Genomic DNA, 19762 nt, shown 5'->3' on the forward strand with positions numbered 1-19762 from the left:
ATGGCAGAGCTGACAGCGGTGCTGGCGAGCACCCACCATCCCTTTTATTACAAGGCTACGACCTCGCCTGAAGAAGAGCGTCCGCCCTACGCCGCGGACTGGCAGCGCAAGGTCGAGGCCTATCGGGAGACGCTCACGGCAGCGGAGCCGGACATCCTGGTGATGGTCGGGGCCGATCATTTCCATCAGCTGTGGCTGGACAACTATCCGCAGTTCCTGATCGGGAAGCAGGAGACCTACGACGCCACGTTCTACAACGAGGAGCGGGAGTTCGGGATCCCGAAGTTCACCCTGAACGGAGACATCGAGCTCTCCCGTTACATGCACGAGCAACTGCTGGGCAAGGACTTCGACTTCGCGGTGAGCCACGAGTTGAAGATCGACCACTCGATCATCTGCCCGATCATCACGGTCCGGCCGGATGCGGACCTTCCCGTGGTGCCGATCTACACCAACATCTTTGTGCCCCCGCTGCCCTCGCCGAAGAGGTTCTATCAGTTGGGACGTGCCATTCGTGAAGTCATCGACAGCTTCCCCAGCGACAAGAAGGTCGCGGCGATCGGCACCGGGCACCTGTCCCTGGAGCTTGGGGGCCCACGACAGTTCGGCGAGCACGGTCCTGATCCGCTCTTCGACGCGGACGCCATCGAATGGCTCTCCACCGGCAACATCGACGCGATCCTGGCCAACGTCACCCATGAATCCATGGCGGGGTCGGGCAACGCCACACACGGCTTCATGGACCTGTTGCTCATGATGGGCATTGCCGGGCCTGATGTGCACGCCGATTATGTCGACCAGCTTGACCTCTTTCACACCCGGGAGATGTACATGACCTGGTATCCGAACAAGAATCAGAGCCAGCTCGACGCCGCAGCGCGTGCGGCAGAGACCGCACAGGCGAGCACCGGTCCGATCTACGCCAGCGATCCCGCCTGGGAACAGTTCCGCACCGCGCAGGGCCGTCCAGCCGCTGCAGCGGGATCCTGAGTCAGGAGTGTCATGAGCAAGTACTACGTCAACAAGTTCCTCTACACCATTGATCGGGACCCTGAATGGGTGGCGAGTTATAGGCACGATCCTCGAGGCACCCTGAGCCGATGGGAGAAGGAGATCGGCGGGTGGATCAACCCGACAGAGCAGACCAGCTGGCTCGAGTTCACCCCCGCGGAGCGCGAGGCCCTGGCCACCCATGACTATGTGTGGCTCTTCGAGAACGGCGCGCACTTCTTCCTCAACCTCACGCTGTTCATCGCGCTGTTCGACGACGAGTATGCGGCGGAGAGCGGGCCGCTGGCCTTTCAGCTCGAGATGGCGCAGAAGCTGGGCCACTGGACGGGCCGGGAGTACCCCTCCGTGGCGCTGTAGACGATCGGGCGGCGCTCATGCCGCTCCAGGTGCTCTGGCGCAGGCGGTGGAACAGTGCCCGTTCCACTGCGGTCACTCCTCAGGGTCAACGAGCAGCGGAATTCTGCCCAACGCGGCAGGATCCCGTTCGCGCATATGGGTCGGCAGCGACTGCCAACGGCGCCAGTCCTGTTCCACGGCTGCGGCCGCCTCCCGCAGCGGTGGAAGCAAGGTGGTGACCAGGGCTTCCAAGCTGGTCTCCGCCGCGTGCACAGTGGTGTTCATGGCCGCGCGAACGCGCCCCTCGGCGTCGTGGACCGGCACCGCGATGGAGCGGATCCCACGGGCCAGCTCCTCATCGGCCACCGCGTAGCCCTGCTGCCGGACGCGGTCCAGCTCCTCCAGAAAGACCTTCTGGGTCCACTGGACGACAGGGATGACCGAGGACCGGGAAGGGACGGAGAGGCGCTGCAGGATCTCCCGGCGCTTCATGTCAGCCAGCAGCACCTTGCCCTGCGAGGTGGGCGGGGCGGGGAATCGGGTGCCGATGTCCACCCGCAGACCGATCAGCTTGGGCACAGCGACTCGGGCCACGTAGACCACATCGGGCCCGTCCAGCTGAGTCATCGATGCGGACTCATGGGTGCGCGAGACCAGCGCCTGCAGATGGGGTCTGGCCACATCCCAGAGTCCCAGCGAGCTGACGTAGGCCATGCCGAGCTCCATCACTCGCGGCGTCAGTCCGAAGAGTCCGTTCTCTGCGCGCACGTACTCCAGCTCCTGCAGCGTCATCAGGATCCGCCGGGCCGTGGGGCGCGCCAGGCCGGTGGCCTTGGCCACCTGGCTCAGCGTGAGACTCGGGTACTCGGCGGAGAAGGCTGTGATCACGGACAGTCCGCGTGAGATGGCTTCGATGAACTCGGGACTTCGCTCCGGTGACATCGGCTTCCTTTCAGTGGAGCTGGGCCTGGGCATGGTCCGTCCGCGCCTCGCGCAGCCTGTTCCAGGTTCGTACAAGCTGACTGAACTCCTTGACCTGCACCAGGACGTGGTCCCTGGCGGTGTTCTCCGCAGTCTCCGTGTCCCCGGTGCTGATGGCCTCCACGATCGCGTGATGCTCGGCCAGCGAACGTCGCATGCGATCAGGGGCCCGCAGCTGGAGCCTCCGGTAGGGCTGGAGGACCCTGCGCAGATGATGGGCCTGCTGCTGCAGGTACCCGTTGCCGCAGGAGTCATAGATGATGCCGTGGAACCACGCATTGGCGTAGTAGTAGCCGTCGGCGTCCCCGGCCGCCTCGTGGAGCTCACATTCTTCAAGCGCTCGGCCCAGCTCGCTCAGCGGCTCCCGCTCGATGCGCCGGGCCGCCAGCCGGGCCGCCATCCCCTCGAGCTCGGCCATCAGCTCAAAGCGCTCCGCCAGCTCCGGGAGGCTCAGCTCGGTGACATAGGTGCCCTGCTTGGGGCGTATCCGCACCAGGCCGGAGCGTTCCAGCCCCTGCAGCGCCTCCCGCACCGGGGTGCGCGAACAGCCGAACTCCTCCTGGAGCTTGGCAGGGTCGAGCCGCTCGCCCGGGCTGTACTGCCCGTCGACGATGGCGTTCTCCAGCGCATCCCGCACGCGCTGAGATTCCGGGACCCGGACCATGGCACCTCCTGTCTCGAGCATATCGCCAGCGGGACACTGTGGCGTGGATCACTTCAATACTCTATAGTCGCTGTTATATACATCAGCACTCTTGTTATACACGGAAGGAGGCGTCATGGCGGCAACTCAGAGCTGGATCCTCGCAGATCTGGTGCGGGCGTTGAGCGGGGCACGCCACCAGCCGGAGCCGGGGGCGCCGGAGCCGGCACCGCTGGAGCAGCTGACGGCGGCCTGCGATGTGTTGATGGGGGACCTGGGTGAGGCCTCGATGCGCGCCGTCGCTGATCGTGCTCTGGCCGCCTACCGGGACCTGGAGGAGGACGCCGAACGCGTGGTCTTCTTCGAGCACATGCTCGCCTCCTACTCCGTGGACGATGAGGCGCTGCGACAGGCCTACCAGCAGTGGGAGCGCACCCGCGGGCAGAACGAGCTGGCGGACCTCTTCGATGCCAGCGAACCCACGCGCCAGCAGCTGCTGCGGCGACTGAACCACGCCCCCGGCGCGACCCTGCACCTGGTCAACATGCGGGCCGATCTGCGCCGGCTGCTGCGCGAGCACCCAGACCTGGCGCCGCTGGACCGCGACTTCCGGCACCTGCTCAGCTCCTGGTTCAACCGCGGCTTCCTTCGCATGGAGCAGGTGGGCTGGGACGCCCCGCGTCAGATGCGCAACCACCTGTTGGCCTCCGAGCGCGTGCACCCGATGCAGGACATGAATGACCTCAAGCGCCGCCTCCGTCCGAAGGATCGGACCTGCTATGCCTTCTTCCACCCCGCCACAGGTGATCTCCCGCTGATCTTCGTGGAGGTCGCCCTGGTCAGGGGGATCCCGGGTGCGATCGAACCGCTGCTGGCTCCCACCGAGGCGATCTCACCGGCGAAGGCCGACACCGCCGTGCTCTATTCCATCAACAACGCGCTGGACGGTCTGGCCGGGATCTCCTTCGGCAGTCTGCTCATCAAACAGGTCATCGACCAGGTCTCCGCGGAGCTGCCCCACCTCGAGCAGTTCGTCACGCTGTCCCCGATCCCCGGCTTCAGGAGATGGCTGCGCGAGCAGTCCCTGGACCCGCGACGAGAAGATCTGCGCCTGCTCTTCACCGAGCTGGAGCGGCACGACGGAGCCGAGGAGCTGACCGAGCTGCAGCTGGAGGACCTTCGGGTTCGGCTGGCCTCGGCTGTGGCGCACTACATCGCCGTCGAGCGCAGGCCCGATGGCCAGCCGCTGGATTCTGTGGCCCGGTTCCACCTGGGCAACGGGGCCACCGCCTGGCAGCTGCACTGGCCGGCCAGCACCGCCGACTACATGTGGGAGCAGTCCTACGGGGCGATGATCAACTACCGCTACGAACCGGGCCTGGTCGAGCAGCGCCACGAGGATTACGTCAGGAACGGCACGGTCGCCCTCGGCGTCCGCGTCTCCCGGCTGATCTCCCCGGAGACCGCAGAGAACAGCAGCACGAAAGGAACCACACCAGTGGAGAACTCAGCAGTGGAGAACGAGCTCAGCGGCATCTATCAGGGCTTCCTCGCGCAGGCCCAGGCGCGTCCGGAGAAGCCGCTGTTCAAGCTGCCGGGCGGTGCGGTCCTGAGCTACGCGGAGGTGCTGCACACCTCGCGCCGGATCGCTGCGAAGCTGATCGGCGACGGCGTCGTGCCGGGAGACCGGGTCGCGGCCCAGGTGGAGAAGTCCCCGGAAGCCATCGCGCTGTATCTGGCGACGCTGCAGATCGGCGGGGTGTACCTGCCGCTGAACACCGCCTACACCGGCGCCGAGATGGACTATTTCATGTCCGACGCGGCCCCCCGAGTGCTGGTCTGTGACCCGACTCAGGCCGCGGATCATGTGCGCCGGGGCAAAGACGGGATCGTCGTGGAGACCCTCGGGACCACCGGGGACGGGACGCTGCTTGCGGCCGAGCAGGAGCACGCCGCCATCGCGGAGACGCGCCCCGAGGATCCGGGCGCGATCCTCTACACCTCCGGCACCACGGGCCGCTCCAAGGGCGCCGTGCTGACGAACCAGAACCTGGCGTCGAACTGCGCCTCGCTGGTGAAGTCCTGGGAGTTCACGGCTGAGGACGTGCTCATCCACGCACTGCCCATCTTCCACATCCACGGGCTCTTCGTGGCCGTGAACATGACCCTGGCCGCGGGCGCCTCGATGATCTGGCTGCCGAGGTTCGAGGTCCCTGCGGTGCTCGACGCCATGGAGGATCCCACGGCCGGTGCCACAGTGCTGATGGGCGTGCCGACCTTCTACACCCGCCTGCTCGGCTCAGATCGGTTCAGCGAGGAGTCATGCTCCGGAATGCGACTCTTCGTCTCCGGCTCCGCGCCCCTGCTGGCCGCGGACCACGAGGCCTTCCAGTCCCGCACGGGTCACGCCATCCTTGAGCGCTACGGCATGACCGAGACCGGCATGAACACCTCCAACCCCTACCGCGGAGGACCCCGCCGTCCCGGAACAGTGGGACACCCGCTGCCCGGGGTCGAGGTGCGGATCACCGACCGCGAGAGCGGCCAGGCCCTTCCGCAGGGAGAGGTCGGCATCATCGAGGTGCGCGGTGCCAACGTCTTCGCCGGGTACTGGAACATGCCGGAGAAGACCGCTGAGGAGTTCCGTGCGGACGGCTTCTTCATCACCGGCGATCTCGGGGTCATCGACGAGCAGGGCTACCTGAGCATCGTCGGCCGTGACAAGGACCTGGTCATCTCCGGAGGGTTCAACATCTACCCCAAGGAGGTGGAGGGGCTCATCGATGACCAGCCCGGCGTCGCCGAATCCGCCGTCATCGGTGTGCCCCACCCGGACCTGGGAGAAGGACTGGTGGCCGTGGTGGTCCCTGCCGCCGAGGGAGCTCCCGACGAGGCACAGATCCTCGGCGCGCTGGCCGGGGAGCTGGCCCGCTTCAAGCAGCCCCGCGCCGTCCGGTTCGTCGAGGCCCTGCCGCGCAATGTCATGGGCAAGGTGCAGAAGGCCGAGCTCCGCAAGCAGTACACAGACCTCTTCAGCGCCTGATCGCGCGGCGAAGTTCTCACACACTAGTCAGGAGAGAAACGATGGTCCTCTATGGAGTTGCAGCGCTGGCGCTGTGCATGCTCATAGGAATGCTGATCGGTGACGGTCTCGGCGTCCTCGTCGGAGTGGACGCCAATGTGGGCGGGGTCGGCTTCGCCATGATCCTTCTGGTGGTGGCCACCGATCGGCTGCGCAGGCGCGGCCTGTTCCCCAAGCCCACCGAACAGGGAGTGTTGTTCTGGAGCGCCCTGTACATCCCGATCGTGATCGCGATGGCCTCCACGCAGAACGTGGCCGAGGCCATCGGTGGCGGCCCCATGGCCGCCATCGCGGGGCTGGGTGCGCTCGCCGCAGGTGCCGCGCTGGTCCCGGTGATCGCCCGCATCGGGGGACAGTCTCAACCGCTGCCCCCGATGACCGAGGCAGAGAAGCAGGAGGCCTGAGATGGACATCATCGCTGATGTGCTCGAACGCAACGGACTGCTCTTCGCCTTCGTCGTGGTCGGCGCGCTCATGCTGGTCTCTGGGTGGCTCTCGAAGACCCTGACCCGGGGGCGGCTCCAGGGATCAGCCATCGCCATCATGCTGGGCCTGGTGCTCGCCTATCTCGGCGGCATCCAGACCGGAGGCGAGGACGGGCTGGCCGATATCGCGATCTTCAGCGGACTCGGCCTGATGGGCGGAGCCATGCTGCGCGACTTCGCCATCGTCGCGACCGCCTACGGAGTGGACCTCCAGGAGATCAAGAAGGCCGGAGCCGCAGGTGTGCTGGCGCTGATGGCCGGCATCGTGGTCTCCTTCATCGTGGGCGCCGCAGTCGCCGCCGCCTTCGGGTACACGGACCCGGAGTCGATGGCCACCATCGGCGCCGGTGCGGCCACCTACATCGTCGGCCCCGTCACCGGCACCGCCATCGGCGCCAGCTCCGAGGTGATCGCGCTCTCCGTGGCCGCCGGGCTGATCAAGGCCGTGGTGGTCATGGTGTGCACACCGCTGATCGCACCCTTCATCGGACTGAACAACCCGAAGTCGGCCATGGCCTACGGCGGTCTCATGGGCACCACCTCCGGCGTGGCCGGCGGACTGGCCGCCACGGACAAGCGGCTGGTCCCGTATGGGGCCATGACGGCCACCTTCTACACCGGTCTGGGCTGCCTGCTGGGACCCTCGGTGTTCTACTTCGCCCTGGTCGGACTCTTCGGCTGAGTCCGGAAGACCCTGAGACAGAGATCAGGGAAGTCAGAGAGGACGACGACGGCCGCTCACCTGTGAAGGTGAGCGGCCGTCGTCGTCGGTCAGTTCTGGGTCAGACTACTTCGGTCAGACCCCGGCGGGCTGGCGCTGATGCACCCGAGCGGAATGCGCCAGCTTCACCGTCCAGGTCTCCCCCGGGGCCAGGGTCTTGCGCGTGCCCTCCACGTTGACCTCGATGGGCTCGGCCGAGCCTTCTGAGAGATTGAGCTCCACGGCCTCGTGGTCGATGTGGACCACGATGGGCTGGTTGCGGTACCGCATCCGGAAGGTCAGCGAAGGAAGCTCATCGGGCAGCAGCGGGTGCAGCCACAGCGCGTCGGCGCGGGTCTCCACCCCGCCGTAGCAGCGCAGCACCATGTCCACCGTCCCGGCCATGGCGCCCAGGTGCACGCCCTCTCGAGTCGTGCCTCCCTGGGTGTCGGCGAGGTCAGCTTCCAGCGCCTCCTTGAACAGGTTCCAGGAGCCGGAGCGGTCGAAGCGTGCCGCCACCCAGCCATGGACCAGACGAGACAGCGTGGAGCCGTGGGAGGACCGGGCCAGGTAGTACTCCACCGTGCGGCCGAAGTCCTCCATGGTGAGCGTGTAACCCATGTGGTCCAGGGTCTCGACCAGCTCATCTGCGGAGAAGATGTAGCAGAGCATGAGCACATCGGCCTGCTTGGAGAGCTTGTACCGGTTGGTGGAGTCACCCTCGGCCTGCAGGATCAGGTCCAGGCGGCCGATGTTGCCGTATCTCGCCCGGTAGCCCTCCCAGTCGAACTCCTCCAGGTCCTCGTAGCCGTCGAACTGGCTGATCACGTTGTCCTCGTGGAAGGGCACATGCAGCCGCCGGGCGATGTGCTCCCACTGGTCCAGCTCGTCCTCGAAGATGTCCAGCCATTCAGAGAGCGGATCATCGCGACCGTCGAGATCGCGCACCAGCCGTGCAGTGTGGCGCAACATCCAGGAGGTCAGCACGTTCGTGTAGGCGTTGTCGCGCAGCCCGGATCCATGAGAATCGGGGTAGCCGTCGTGGTACTCGTCCGGGCCCATGACGCCTTCGATGCTGAAGCGGTCCTTCTCGGCGTCATAGGTGGTCATGGACACGAAGAACCGGGAGATCTCCACCAGGATCTCGGCCCCGTAGTCGGCCAGGAAGGTGTAGTCCTGCGTGGTCTCGAAGTACTGCAGGACCGAGTACGCGATGGCCAGGGACACATGGCGCTGGCGGTGGGAGTTGTCCGGAATCCACATGCCCGAACGTGGGTTCCACAGCTCGCTCGGCGTCTCCTCGCGCCCGTCCGAACCGGCCTGCCAGGGGAACATCGCCCCGTCATAGCCTTCGGCGCGGGCCATGGAGCGGGCTTCGCTCAGCCGCCGGTAGCGGTAGAGCAGCAGCCCGCGGGTGAGCTCCGGTCGGCGCAGGGTCAGCATCGGGTACATGAACATTTCGTCCCAGAAGAGATGCCCGCGGTAGCCCTCCCCGGTGAGTCCGCGCGCCGGCAGTGTGGCGTCGAGGTCATGGCGGGCGCCGAAGGCGGTCTGCAGCACGTGGAAGGTGTGCAGGTTCAGCGCCATCTGCTGGCGTGAGGGGTCCTGGCCGATGGAGACGGCGAAGCGGTGCCACAGCACGCCCCACATCTCCTCGTGGTAGGTCAGCATGGTGCGGAAGCTGGAGGCGCGCTGGACCTTCTTGACTGCGTTGTGCCAGACCGTGGAGATGGCCTGGTCGTGAGAGTTCGAGACCGCGGCGATCTTCTCCAGGATCACCGGTCTGCCCGATTCAAGCGCCAGCGAGATGTCATGCCCCGCGACCAGCTCACCCTCATGGATGGGGCGGCGCATGGGGTTGCTGGAGCCTGAGGTGGTCACCGAGGTGCGGGTGGCCAGGGCGATGCGCACCTGGGACTGATTGGTCTGTGTCTCCAGGAGCACCGTGTCGCCGTCGACCTCCCGGGACTGCACCGGGTGCAGGTGGTTGCCGGCGAGCTCCCGGTCGGCGTCGACATTGCGGTTGGCCACGCGGCCGTCGATCATCGAGCGCACATTGACGTTGCCGGACCAGTTCTCGGCCTCGATCTTCATCTCGAGCCCGGCGATCTGCACTCCGGCCAGGGACTGGAACTGGCGCATGGTGATCTTGGTGCGGCGTCCGTGCAGGTCCTGGTAGCGGGCGATCCGGGTGACCAGTCCCCGCCGCATGTCCAGCTCCTGGTGGTAGGCGATCAGCTCGGGGGAGCCCGGCAGCAGCGGCGTGCCGGCATCCGGAGTGACCTGCAGGAAGGTCCAGTCCGGCACATTGACCATGTGCTCGGTCTCCACCGTCTTGCCCATCAGGTCCGTCTTGAGCCGGTTGAAGACTCCGGCGATGTAGCTGCCGGGATAGTGTGTGGCGTCCGCCGCAGTGCCCGGATAGTGCCCGCGGGTGCCCCAGTAGCCGTTGGCCATCGCCATCAGGACCTCGCGGGTGGGCTCCAGCTTCGGGTCGAAGCCGTCGTAGGAGAGGACCCAGTCCGAGTCATAGGGCCGGGTGGTGCGGCTGGAGAGGTTCATCACGGCGAGGTCGTCGACGACGACGTCGGCCCCCGCCTCCTTCAGTCGGGCCGGATCATCGCCGCGGTTCAGACCAACGACCATGCCGAAGTCTCCGGCGCGGCCGGCCTGGACTCCGGAGGCGGCGTCTTCGATCACGATGGCGTCCTGAGGCTCGACCCGCAGCAGCTCGGCAGCGTGGAGGAACATATGTGGATTGGGCTTGCCCGGAATGCCGAGCTCCAGGGCGTCCGAGCCGTCGACGATCACGGTGAAGGCATCGAGCAGCCCGGCGATCGTGAGCACCTCGCGCCCGTTCCGAGACGAGGTCACCAGGGCGGTGGGGATGCCGTCTCTGCGCAGCCGCTCGATCAGCTCGACCGTGGTGGCGAAGACCTCCACGCCGTCGCGCGCCAGGACGGCTTCGAAGTACCCCTGCTTGCGGGCCGCGAGCCCGTGAATGCTCAGCGTCTCGGGCGTGTCACTGGGGCTGCCCTCGCGCACCGGAAGGTTCCGGGCCTTCAGCAGGGAGCGGACCCCATCCTCTCTCGGGCGCCCATCGACATAGTTGAGGTAGTCCTCCTCGGTGAACTCGGGCTGCGGAGATCCGGCGATCTCCGGCAGAGCCGTGTCGAAGAGCTCCTTCCACGCTCGCGTGTGGACTCCGGCCGTATCTGTGACCACACCGTCCATATCGAAGATCACGGTGCGGAAATGACGCAGGGCGTGACGCTTGGCCTCGGCGCTGTGTCGGAACGGATTCTCAAAGGGGTGCATATCTGCCTCATGCTGAGATGGTTCGAAGGTCGGATGGTCACCCGGGACATGGGCACGTCCGTGCGGGCACGGTGCCCCATCCTAGGGCTCCAGGGTCCACGATATACACCTGCTCGCCTGTGACCTATGGCGCAGGTCTCCCATGTGGGGGTGCTAGCGTCGTGGTCATGGCGCGGCGCAGCAGCATCGAACTGACTTTCCGAGAGGTCACGAGTGCCTCCAGCGACTCCTATGTGGCCGCAGGCGTGGTCGTCGACTGGATCGACAAGACCGCCTACGCATGCGCTGCCTCCTGGACGCGGGTCGACTGCGTGACCTCCTACGTGGGGAACATGCACTTCACCGTTCCGGTCCCCCGGGACACACCGGTGACGGTGCAGGCGCGAGTGGTCCACACCGGCCGCACCTCGGTGCACATCCAGACCCGCGTGCTCATCCGCCAGGACGAGGGCTGGGTGGTGTGCACCGAGTGCTTCATGATCTACGTGGCAGTGGGCGAGGACGGCGAGCCCGCCGAGGCGGCCGCCTTCGAGCCGCAGACCGAGCTGGAGCGCCGTCGTGACCTCGACGCCTCCCAGCGGATGGTGTACCGCCGCCAGGTCGAAGAGACGATCCAGGCGCTGCCCGAGGGCATGGGCACCTCCGAGGCGCTGACGCTGCGCTTCCTGGCAGACACCGACGAGCGCTACCCCGACGGCAAGATCCGCGGCGGCGCGGTGATGAAGTGGATCGACAAGACAGCTGAGATATGTGCGCAGCGTTACAGCGGACATGACGCGGCGGCCGTGCTGACCGGCGGTGTGCGCTTCTATCGACCGATCACCATCGGCGATCTGGTCGAGGTCGATGCCCGGCTGGTCCTCACCGGTTCGAAGTCCATGCACATCCTGGTCCGCGTCCGGGCCGGGGATCGCCGCGAGAAGAACCCCGCGGTGGTGGCCTATGGGCTGCCCGTCATGGTCTCCCCGGACGGAACCGGCTCTGCTCGGCACATCGCGCCCTGGGAGCCCATCACCGATGAGGACCACGCTGTCGCGGCGCAGGCCAGGAAGCTGCGTGACCTGCGCAATGCCACTCTCCTCACCCCAAGCCCCATCACCTCACAGAACTGAACTGGGACCTGATGACTCAGCCTCCGCACGATCCGCATCCCCACGGGCAGCCGCCCCAGCAGTATGGGCAGCCGCCCCAGCAGTATGGGCAGCCGCCCGAGCCGTACGGACAGCCGAATCACTATGGGCAGGCGCCCCAGCCGTATGGGCAGCCGAATCAGCAGTATGGGCAGGCGCCCCAGCCGTACGGGCAGCCGAATCAGCTCTACGGGCAATCGCCGCAGGGCGGCTGGCAGCCAGCTTCCCCACCGCGCGCGCGGCGGGGGCAGCGCGACTCCGAACCTGGACGCTTCACCTGGTCCGACCTGATCGCGGTGCTCGCCTATGTCGTGGTGATGCTCGTGGGCGGGGTCAGCCTGCTGGGCCTGGTCCCACCGTTCTCCACGATGCTCGGTTCGGGCATCGAGGAAGAGGTCCAGCAGGCCCAGTTCCTGCTCAATGTCGTCGGCTACGGACTCATCTTCGCGCTGGCCATCGCATTCTCCGCCAAGGCCTTCTGGCGATCGGTGAAGGCCTTCGGCTACCTCTGGTGGCTGAAGCTTCTGCTGGTGCCCGTGGCCTGGGTGGGCACGCTCATCCTGACCGCGCTGGTGGTCTTCGGCCTGGGTGGAGAGCCCGAGACCTCTGAGAACCAGCTCGCCATCGAGGGCATGCTCCAATATGTCCCCTTCCTGGCCGCCGTGGTGGTCATGGGGCTGCTGGGGCCCTATGTGGAGGAGTACTTCTTCCGGCACCTGCTCATCGGCAAGCTCTCCCGCTTCATCAACATCTGGATCTGCGGCGTGATCTCCGTGATCACCTTCCCGCTGCTGCACTTCATCCCAGCGCTGGTGACGATGCTGATCAGTCCCGGAATGGCCACGGACCTGACCATCGTCTCCGTGGTGCCGTATCTGGTCATGGGCTCGGTGTTCACCCTTGCCTATATCCTCACGGGTCGTTCGCTGGTCTATGCCTGGCTCCTGCATGCCTTCAACAACGTGATGGCCCTGGTCATGGCGTACTTCGTCCAGCCCCGGCTGGAGCAGTTCCTCGAGGACAGCGGCATGGACATGGAGGACATGCCGGGGCTGGTCTCCAACGCCCTCTCCACCAGCACCGCTCTGCTGCGCCTGGTCGCCGAGGTGACCTTCACACTGACCGGCGGCCGGTGAGCCGGGACTGATGCCCGATCCGCAGACCGGGGATCCCCGCCCGATGGGCCGGCAGATCCTCGCCCTGGCAGTGCCCGCACTGGGCGCACTGGTGGCGGAGCCGCTGTTCCTGCTCGCCGACACCGCCATCATCGGTCGGCTCGGTGTGGACGAGCTCGCCGGCGCCGCGCTCGGCATCACCGTGATGCACACCGTCACCGGGCTGATGATCTTTCTCGCCTACTCCACCACCCCCGCCGTGGCACGCCTCATCGGTGCAGGGCGGCTCAGGCGGGCGCTCGCGGCGGGGCGCGACGGCCTCTGGCTCTCGGTCATGCTGGGGGCTGTGCTGGCCTTCGCCGGCCTGGCCTTCGGCGAGCAGCTGCTCCTGGCCATGGGCAGCTCCGGAGGCATGCAGGTCCACGCCTGGAACTATCTGCTCTGGTCGCTGCCGGGGGTCCCCGCGATCCTGCTGGTGTTCGCCGCCGTCGGGATGCTGCGCGGCATGCAGGACACCAAGACCCCGCTGGTGGTGGCCGCCGTCGGCTTCGGGGCAAATATCGTGCTGAATCTGATCCTGGTGCACCCGCTGGGGCTGGGCACCGCCGGAGCCGCGCTGGGCACCTCCATCGCCCAGTGGGGGATGGCCATCGCCTATCTGATCATGCTCATCCCGCAGATGCGCGCCGCGGGAGTCCCGCTGGGGGTGGACCCGGTGGCACTGCGCCAGGCGGCGGGCGTGGGCTCCTGGATGATGCTGCGCACCCTCTCGCTGCGCGCGGCCATCGTGGCCACGGTGCTGGTGGCCACCGATCTCGGCCCGCATGCCCTGGCCGCCCACCAGGTGGCCTTCACCATCTTCTCCACCCTGGCGTTCGTGCTCGATGCGCTGGCCATCGCCGCGCAGGCGCTCATCGGAAAAGAGCTGGGTGCCTCGCGGGTGTCTCAGGCCAGAGCGATGACTCGCACGATGATCCGCTGGGGGTTGGGGTTCGGGGTCATCACCGGGGGACTGATCGCAGTCGCCGCTCCCTTCGCCCCGGGCCTGTTCACCCCCGACTCCCGCGTGGCCGCAGGAATCACCACCGCGCTGCTGGTCATGGCGCTGGCGCAGCCGCTGGCCGGCTTCGTGTTCGTGCTCGACGGCGTGCTCATGGGTGCCGGAGACGTGAAGTATCTCGCGGTGGTCGGCCTCGTGAACCTGGCGCTCTACCTCCCGCTGCTGTGGTGGATCGCCTCCGCAGGGTTCTCCGGGACCGAGGCGATCGGCTGGCTCTGGGCAGGCTTCGCAGTGGTGTTCATGGGCGCGCGCGGGGTGACCCTGGGCCTGCGGGCCCACGGAGGACGCTGGATGATCGCGGGCGAGCACCGCCCCGGCTCCCGGCGGTAGACTTGCCGTCGTGTCTGTGAAGAAGATCCCGGCCTCCACCGCCGAAGAGCTGATCCGCCCCGTCTGGGTGCGGGCCGTCATCACCGCTGTCTTCGCGGTGGTCGCGATCTTCTGGCAGGAGGAGACCGTCACCCTGCTCAAGATCTCGCTGGCCGCGTTCTTCGTGCTCGGCGCCACCGCCGTCTGGGACTACGCCAAGATCGAATCCGTCCCGATGGCTCTGCGCGGACCGCTCGCCCTGGGAGCGGCCGCCTGGGTGCTCTCCGGGATAGCGGTCCTCTTCGTGAACACCCCCGCCGCCGCGGCGGTGATCGCTGCAGTCGGCTTCGGCGCGATGGGGGTCGCGGAACTCGTCGGCGGGCTCCGCACTCGGCGCGAGTTCATCCCCGCGCGGGAGCAGCTCACCCTCGGCGCCGTCGGGGTGCTCACGGCGCTCGGGCTCGCCGTCGGGCTCGGCCTGGACCCCCACGGCGTTCTCGGCATCGCCGGGATGGGCGTGGTGATCATGGCGGTTCTGCTGCTGATCAGCGGCGCCGGACTGCTCCATGACGCCAGGCGCGGCCGAGCGCACGCCGGCTGAACCCCTGAATCGTCGCCGTTCTACTACAGGACGTAGAATTGACCGTGGTGCCACGCCGCAGGCGCAGGACACCAGAGACCAGATCCCGATGTTCAGGAATGAGGAACTCTCAGTGGCTGAAGACGACAAGGGGCGCCGTTCTCTGCTCGAGACGGTCAAGGTCCCGCTGATCTTCTCCTTCGCCATGGGTTTCGTGGCGGGCTTTGTCACGCTCATCACCGCCTCGGGCGGCACTGACAACGTGGCGCGGCTGGACCTGGCGCTGATCGTCTTCGGCATCGCGTTCATCGCCACGCTGCTGGTCATCTCGATGCTTCACCTGGCCTCCCGGGAGAATCCCGAGCACCTCGCCGAAGGTTCCGGGGTGAATCGGAACTCCGAGGAGCTCTACCGCCAGCAGGTGGCGAAGCGCCGCGAGGACGCTCGCCGCAGACGAGCAGACGAGGCCGCCCAGGCGCGGCGCGACGCAGGAGAGTCCGAGGACGGCGAGGAACCGACCTACGGACGCCGCGACGATCGCCGCTGAACCTCCTGAAGCGCTACTTCTTCTTCCCCTTCTTTGACTTCTTGGACTTCTTGCCGCGCTTCTCCATCAGCTCGTCCCGCATCCGTTCCCGGAACTCCTTGGCGGCAGTGGCCGACTGGGAGGTGGGTTCCTGGATCTGAGCCGCCTTCTCGGCGGCGCTGGGCTTGACCAGACGGGCGCTCGCAGCCCCCTCTGTCTCCACCGGCGTCTGCGCGGCGGGCGTCGGACGCGGAGAGGGGTCCTTCCGGTGGGCCGCCTGGCGTGCGCGGTAGGCCCGCACGTGGGCGCGGTTCGCGCAGTTGCCGAAGTCGCAGAACAGCCTCGACCTGTTCCGGGTGAGGTCGATGATGACGGCCTCACAGCTCTCCCCCCTGCAGGTACGCATCCGGGCCGTCTCCTCGCGCACCACAAGGTGCTGGATGGACGTGGCGATGCTCGCGGTCATCACATCGGCGAGCTCTGCGGAGGCGGGCACGGGTTCCGCTCGGTGCTGCCCGTCGGAGGTGCGGCCGATCCTCAGCCCCACCCCGCTCAGAAGCTGGTTCAGCACCTGGACCGGCGCCTCCGTCTCGATCGGCGCGGCCGCCCAGATCTCGTGGACCTTGTCCCTCAGATCCCGGACACGGCTGAGCTGTGTCCTGTCCGCGTTCGAAGCTGGCCAGCGGATGTCGCCATCGCGCTGGTTCAGATACTTCTTCAGCTGCGCCACTGTGGCGAGCTGGTCCGGACCGGGCGTGGCGCTGCGCAGCCCGGCGGCGGTGTTCACCAGGTCTGCCGCGGCCACAAGGGTCCGGTCAGTGTCAACATCGAACATGCATCTCCTCTCCCTGCTGGGCAGCACCCGGCCGAGATTCGTGGCCTCGCGGCGGCGGGGGCTGGTGTGTGGCCAAGCTTAGCCCCTGACATGGCCAGGACCCGGGGTGCGGTCTCCCGCGGGGATGACCTCCTCGCGGCTGGGCTGTTCGCAGCGCTCCTGCAGGCGCCGGAGGGAGCCTCTGATGCTGGCCGCATTGCGTGGGCAGACCTTGAGCAGCCGCAGGAGACCGCGCACCGGGCGGAGCTGACGGCGCGCGTCATAGGTCTCGGTGACGAGGGTATGACCCGGCCGCCCGGTCAAGGAGGTCATCTCCCAGCGCCACCGGTGTCCTGTGGGCTGCACCCATTCCAGCACTCCGGGCCGCTGCGCCGACGGCGGCTGGGAGGTCAGCACGCGCAGCGGCAGTCTGTAGGGAACCCCGAACAGCCGCATGTGAACGCTGAAACGGTCTCCCGTCTGCAGCTGACGGGGCCCGATGGCCCGGGGCTGAACGGTTCCGGAGCCGTCGAGCTCGTGGTGCCGGTGCGGGTCGGAGACCAGCACGAAGAGCTCCTCGGCGGGCGCGCTGATCTCAGCGGAGTAGGCCACCACGTGATCTCCGCGGTCCAGACGACGGGGCGCAGGGGGACCGGTGGACCGCTGATCGGTGTGCTGAGAACTCATGGACGGAAGTGTAGAGCCCGAGGCCTGCGGTGCGGCGTCCGTTGGCTGGGAGTTCACCGGACCAGCTTGCGCGAATCTATGCAGGCGGCAAGGCTTGAGCGGTGAGCACATCGACCCCCTCCCACGGCATGGCGCGTCGGCTCGCGGCGCAGGCTGCCGTGGAGGAGTCCTCCCACCCCGCCGGGGTCTCGCGCACCCAGGCCCAGACGCAGGCGAAGCTGCAGGTGCTCATCGAGTCCCGTGCCATCTGGTGCGCGATCGGTGGGGCACTGATCGGCGTGGTCCTGGGCTTCGTGGTCTTCGCCGAGCATCGACCGCCGCTGGCGGGGGAGGAGTCCATCCAGGTCTACGGCTCGGCCGTGGGCGGTGTGACGGCGGCTCTGGCCTTCCTGCTGGGCTTCTCGCTCAATGCCAGGCTGGCGAACATCTGGCTGGGCGAGCGGCCGAAGATCCGTCAGCTGATGGACACCGTGGCTCTGCTGGTGGTACATGCCTCGATCGCGGTGATGGTCTCCCTGGGCCTGTTTCGGGTCTTCCAGGAGGCCTTCATCGGGCTGACCGTGGACTCCATCGCCGGGGCGGTGCTGCTGGCGATCGTGGGCGGGATCTCCGGCTACTTCAGCTTCAACTCCGGCGCGCGGATCACCGCGTTCTCGCTCTCCACCCTGCTGGCGCTGTTCATGGCCTCGGGCGTGCTGGTCTCGATGATCTTCGCCGAGAACCCGTTCTGGTGGCACGTGATGTTCTCCGAGCTGGGCACCGGTCAGGCGGGACTGACCTCCTTCTGGACCTTCAACACCACGCTGGTCGTCTCCGGGACGATTATCACCACGCTGACCGCCTTCATCACCCGGGACCTGGAGATCTGGTCCGAGTTCATCACGGGACTCCGGGCGGAGAAGCTGGAGCAGCGACAGGCCGGGCAGCGTCGCGCCGATGGCAGGCTTCCCTGGTGGGCGCGACTGCGGGCCGCCTGGACCCGGCACGTCTCCCGGCCTCGGATAGGCATGGTCCGTGCGGTGATGATCAGCATGGGCGTCTCTCTGGCAGGGGTGGGTCTGGTTCCGATCAGCCTGCACCATGACATCCACGTCCTCTTCTCGGCCTTCTTCGTGCTCTCCTTCCTGGTGCTGCTGGTCGGGATGCCGTACGTGCTCCCGGGGTTCCCGCGCACCTTCTACCTGATCAGCTACCTGTCAGCGGCCGGGGTGATCCTCGCCGCCGCCCTCTGGCAGCCGATCGGCTACTACAACCTGACCTCGCTGGAGCTCATCGGCGCCGCCGTGCTCTTCTCCTGGATGGTCGTCTTCATCCGCAACATCGCCGCCCTGGTCGCCCAGCTGAAAGGTCCTGTCGCATGAGTCGTCGCGCCGCCGTCGTCGGGTCGGGCCCGAACGGTCTGACCGCCGCCTGCCTGCTCGCTCAGGCGGGCTGGGAGGTCACCGTCTATGAGGCTGCGGAGGCTCCGGGCGGCGCGCTGCGCTCGGCCGAGCTGTTCCGCGCGGAACCTGGGCGCGGGATCCTGGGCGGGGAGGGCGTCATCAGCGACCTCGGCGCCAGCGTCTTCCCCTTCGGTCCGCCGCCGGTTCCCGGCCTCGAGCGGCATGGTCTTGAATATCTCAGTCCGGTCATCCCCGCCGCGCACGGTCTCGACCACGGCGCACCGCCGGCCCTGCTGCACTCCACAGTGGCCGCCACGGCCGCTGGGCTGGGGGACGACGGCGCGGCGTGGACCCGTCTCTTCGAACCGGTGGTCCGGAACTGGGACCGGGTGCTCCGGGCCGGGCTCACTCCGGTCACCGCACCGCTGAGCAACCTGGGCGCGGACACCCCGGCCCAGCGGATCGGTGCCCTGCTGCAGATCGGCGGCCGCGGGGCGTGGCCCTCGACCTGGCTGCAGCAGATCTTCTCCGGGGAGCCGGCCAAGGCGCTCTTCGCCGGAGTGGCCGGCCACGCCACCACCGACCTGCGTGCGCCGCTGACCACCGCCTTCGGGCTCCTCCTGGGCGCCGCCGCGCAGGCGCACGGGTGGCCCGTGGCGCGCGGCGGCTCAGGCGAGGTGGTTCGAGCCCTGGTCGCCGAGCTGGAGGCCCACGGCGGAGTGCTGGTGACCAACCGCAGGATCGAAGGCCTCGAGGATCTCCGTGCGGCGGCTGGCGGAGCTTCGGGAGCCGGCGCAGCGGCCGCGGCGCAGACCCGGCCGGGCTACGACGCCGTGCTGCTGGACATCACCCCCGGTCAGCTGCGCAGCTTCGGCGGGCTGCGGCTTCCGCGCGGGTACTCCCGCGCGCTGAGCCGGTGGAACTACGGCGCCGGCATCGTGAAGATCGATTATCTGCTCGAGGGCCCGATCCCATGGCGGCATGAGCAGATGGGTCAGGCCGGCACCGTGCACCTCGGCGGCGGTGCGGCTCAGCTCGCCGCGGCAGAGGCCGCGGCGGTGCGGGGGGTGCTCCCGGGCAGGCCCTATGTTCTGCTGACCCAGCCCAGTGTGGCCGATCCCTCCAGGACTCCGGATGAGCGGACCGTGGCCTGGGCCTACGCCCATGTTCCCGGCGGACTGTCCGGGTCTGCCGCGACCCGCGCCGCACTGATGATCGAGGCGGAGATCGAGGCGCAGGCCCCCGGCTTCGGCACAGCAGTTCTGGCACGGAAGCTGTGGAGCCCGGCGGATCTGCAGGAGTGGAATCCCAACCTGGTCGGCGGCTCCATCAGCGCCGGAGCGCCGACGCTGGGCCAGTTCCTCGCCCGGCCGGCGCTGCGGGCCGATCCCTACCGCGTGCCCCATTCCGCTGCTGAGCCACCCGGTGTCCCCGAGGGGCTGCCTGCGGGTGCGGCGGATGCGGGGGTGTACCTGTGTTCAGCCTCCACCCCGCCCGGCGGCGGCGCACACGGCATGGCGGGCTATCACGCAGCCCAGTCAGTCCTGCGCCGCCACTCCTGAGCCTGCCGGCGTCCCAGACTCCCGGCGCCCCGGCGTCCCAC

At 67.7% G+C, this 19762-nt stretch carries 17 protein-coding genes; 12 read left to right on the forward strand and 5 right to left on the reverse strand.

What is annotated here, in order from left to right; genetic code table 11:
- Positions 1 to 990 carry a DODA-type extradiol aromatic ring-opening family dioxygenase gene (locus H4W27_RS12400; RefSeq protein WP_192596205.1) on the forward strand — a complete coding sequence of 330 codons (990 nt, stop codon included), beginning with the start codon at positions 1 to 3 and terminating at the stop codon, positions 988 to 990.
- A 12-nt stretch (positions 991 to 1002) separates the two neighbouring features.
- The gene (locus H4W27_RS12405) at positions 1003 to 1368 is read left to right on the forward strand and encodes a hypothetical protein (protein WP_192596206.1); all 366 of its coding nucleotides are present in this window, start codon (positions 1003 to 1005) and stop codon (positions 1366 to 1368) included.
- 72 nt (positions 1369 to 1440) lie between these two features.
- Here the strand turns inward: H4W27_RS12405 and H4W27_RS12410 are convergent, their stop codons facing one another.
- Together H4W27_RS12410 and H4W27_RS12415 are read right to left on the reverse strand one after the other, a co-directional pair.
- The gene (locus H4W27_RS12410) at positions 1441 to 2289 is read right to left on the reverse strand and encodes an IclR family transcriptional regulator domain-containing protein (protein WP_192596207.1); all 849 of its coding nucleotides are present in this window, start codon (positions 2287 to 2289) and stop codon (positions 1441 to 1443) included.
- 10 nt (positions 2290 to 2299) lie between these two features.
- Entirely contained in the window at positions 2300 to 3013 is a 714-nt protein-coding gene (locus H4W27_RS12415) for a GntR family transcriptional regulator (protein ID WP_225939115.1), read from the reverse strand.
- Between the two features lie 94 nt (positions 3014 to 3107).
- On the opposite strand from H4W27_RS12415, the gene H4W27_RS12420 reads away from it, so the two are divergent.
- From H4W27_RS12420 to madM, 3 genes are read left to right on the forward strand one after another with little or no spacing between them, the layout of a single operon-like run.
- Complete coding sequence (locus H4W27_RS12420; protein ID WP_192596208.1) at positions 3108 to 6014, forward strand: AMP-binding protein; 2907 nt, start codon at positions 3108 to 3110, stop codon at positions 6012 to 6014.
- A 41-nt stretch (positions 6015 to 6055) separates the two neighbouring features.
- Positions 6056 to 6457: a malonate transporter subunit MadL gene (gene madL, locus H4W27_RS12425; RefSeq protein ID WP_192596209.1), complete on the forward strand. Its 402-nt coding sequence runs from the start codon at positions 6056 to 6058 to the stop codon at positions 6455 to 6457.
- A gap of 1 nt (position 6458) precedes the next feature.
- On the forward strand, positions 6459 to 7220 hold the full coding sequence (madM, locus tag H4W27_RS12430; protein WP_192596210.1) for a malonate transporter subunit MadM: 762 nt from the start codon (positions 6459 to 6461) through the stop codon (positions 7218 to 7220).
- Between the two features lie 114 nt (positions 7221 to 7334).
- Here madM and H4W27_RS12435 read toward each other — a convergent pair whose 3' ends face one another.
- Complete coding sequence (locus tag H4W27_RS12435) at positions 7335 to 10556, reverse strand: beta-phosphoglucomutase family hydrolase (RefSeq protein ID WP_192596211.1); 3222 nt, start codon at positions 10554 to 10556, stop codon at positions 7335 to 7337.
- A gap of 167 nt (positions 10557 to 10723) precedes the next feature.
- Here H4W27_RS12435 and H4W27_RS12440 point away from each other — a divergent pair, with 167 nt between their 5' ends.
- The 5 genes from H4W27_RS12440 (at position 10724) to H4W27_RS12460 (ending at position 15297) form a co-directional block, all read left to right on the forward strand.
- Positions 10724 to 11668 (forward strand): acyl-CoA thioesterase, encoded by a 945-nt coding sequence (locus H4W27_RS12440; protein ID WP_192596212.1) that lies wholly within the window; start codon positions 10724 to 10726, stop codon positions 11666 to 11668.
- 11 nt (positions 11669 to 11679) lie between these two features.
- Positions 11680 to 12822, forward strand: a complete 1143-nt coding sequence (locus tag H4W27_RS12445) for a CPBP family intramembrane glutamic endopeptidase (RefSeq protein WP_192596213.1) — start codon at positions 11680 to 11682, stop codon at positions 12820 to 12822.
- A 10-nt stretch (positions 12823 to 12832) separates the two neighbouring features.
- The gene (locus tag H4W27_RS12450; RefSeq protein WP_192596214.1) at positions 12833 to 14191 is read left to right on the forward strand and encodes an MATE family efflux transporter; all 1359 of its coding nucleotides are present in this window, start codon (positions 12833 to 12835) and stop codon (positions 14189 to 14191) included.
- A gap of 10 nt (positions 14192 to 14201) precedes the next feature.
- A complete protein-coding gene (locus H4W27_RS12455) occupies positions 14202 to 14771 on the forward strand; it encodes a hypothetical protein (RefSeq protein ID WP_192596215.1) in 570 nt (189 codons plus the stop codon).
- A 112-nt stretch (positions 14772 to 14883) separates the two neighbouring features.
- Positions 14884 to 15297, forward strand: coding sequence for a hypothetical protein (locus H4W27_RS12460; RefSeq protein WP_192596216.1), 414 nt, complete (start codon positions 14884 to 14886; stop codon positions 15295 to 15297).
- Between the two features lie 13 nt (positions 15298 to 15310).
- Here H4W27_RS12460 and H4W27_RS12465 read toward each other — a convergent pair whose 3' ends face one another.
- On the reverse strand, positions 15311 to 16111 hold the full coding sequence (locus H4W27_RS12465; RefSeq protein WP_192596217.1) for a CGNR zinc finger domain-containing protein: 801 nt from the start codon (positions 16109 to 16111) through the stop codon (positions 15311 to 15313).
- A 78-nt stretch (positions 16112 to 16189) separates the two neighbouring features.
- A complete protein-coding gene (locus tag H4W27_RS12470) occupies positions 16190 to 16777 on the reverse strand; it encodes an SRPBCC family protein (protein WP_192596218.1) in 588 nt (195 codons plus the stop codon).
- A gap of 101 nt (positions 16778 to 16878) precedes the next feature.
- Here H4W27_RS12470 and H4W27_RS12475 point away from each other — a divergent pair, with 101 nt between their 5' ends.
- Positions 16879 to 18138 carry a hypothetical protein gene (locus H4W27_RS12475; protein ID WP_192596219.1) on the forward strand — a complete coding sequence of 420 codons (1260 nt, stop codon included), beginning with the start codon at positions 16879 to 16881 and terminating at the stop codon, positions 18136 to 18138.
- Positions 18135 to 19721, forward strand: coding sequence for a phytoene desaturase family protein (locus tag H4W27_RS12480; RefSeq protein WP_192596220.1), 1587 nt, complete (start codon positions 18135 to 18137; stop codon positions 19719 to 19721). The genes H4W27_RS12475 and H4W27_RS12480 overlap by 4 nt, the downstream gene beginning before the upstream one ends.
- The last annotated feature ends 41 nt before the right edge of the window (positions 19722 to 19762 follow it).

This window comes from Nesterenkonia lutea (assembly GCF_014873955.1).
GTDB lineage: Bacteria > Actinomycetota > Actinomycetes > Actinomycetales > Micrococcaceae > Nesterenkonia > Nesterenkonia lutea.

Bases quoted from the DNA above. Each gene is read 5' to 3' on its own strand.
- H4W27_RS12400 (WP_192596205.1), top strand. From the start codon at position 1: ATGGCAGAGCTGACAGCGGTGCTGGCGAGCACCCACCATCCCTTTTAT.
- H4W27_RS12405 (WP_192596206.1), top strand. From the start codon at position 1,003: ATGAGCAAGTACTACGTCAACAAGTTCCTCTACACCATTGATCGGGAC.
- H4W27_RS12410 (WP_192596207.1), bottom strand. From the start codon at position 2,289: ATGTCACCGGAGCGAAGTCCCGAGTTCATCGAAGCCATCTCACGCGGA.
- H4W27_RS12415 (WP_225939115.1), bottom strand. From the start codon at position 3,013: ATGCTCGAGACAGGAGGTGCCATGGTCCGGGTCCCGGAATCTCAGCGC.
- H4W27_RS12420 (WP_192596208.1), top strand. From the start codon at position 3,108: ATGGCGGCAACTCAGAGCTGGATCCTCGCAGATCTGGTGCGGGCGTTG.
- madL (WP_192596209.1), top strand. From the start codon at position 6,056: ATGGTCCTCTATGGAGTTGCAGCGCTGGCGCTGTGCATGCTCATAGGA.
- madM (WP_192596210.1), top strand. From the start codon at position 6,459: ATGGACATCATCGCTGATGTGCTCGAACGCAACGGACTGCTCTTCGCC.
- H4W27_RS12435 (WP_192596211.1), bottom strand. From the start codon at position 10,556: ATGCACCCCTTTGAGAATCCGTTCCGACACAGCGCCGAGGCCAAGCGT.
- H4W27_RS12440 (WP_192596212.1), top strand. From the start codon at position 10,724: ATGGCGCGGCGCAGCAGCATCGAACTGACTTTCCGAGAGGTCACGAGT.
- H4W27_RS12445 (WP_192596213.1), top strand. From the start codon at position 11,680: ATGACTCAGCCTCCGCACGATCCGCATCCCCACGGGCAGCCGCCCCAG.
- H4W27_RS12450 (WP_192596214.1), top strand. From the start codon at position 12,833: ATGCCCGATCCGCAGACCGGGGATCCCCGCCCGATGGGCCGGCAGATC.
- H4W27_RS12465 (WP_192596217.1), bottom strand. From the start codon at position 16,111: ATGTTCGATGTTGACACTGACCGGACCCTTGTGGCCGCGGCAGACCTG.
- H4W27_RS12470 (WP_192596218.1), bottom strand. From the start codon at position 16,777: ATGAGTTCTCAGCACACCGATCAGCGGTCCACCGGTCCCCCTGCGCCC.
- H4W27_RS12480 (WP_192596220.1), top strand. From the start codon at position 18,135: ATGAGTCGTCGCGCCGCCGTCGTCGGGTCGGGCCCGAACGGTCTGACC.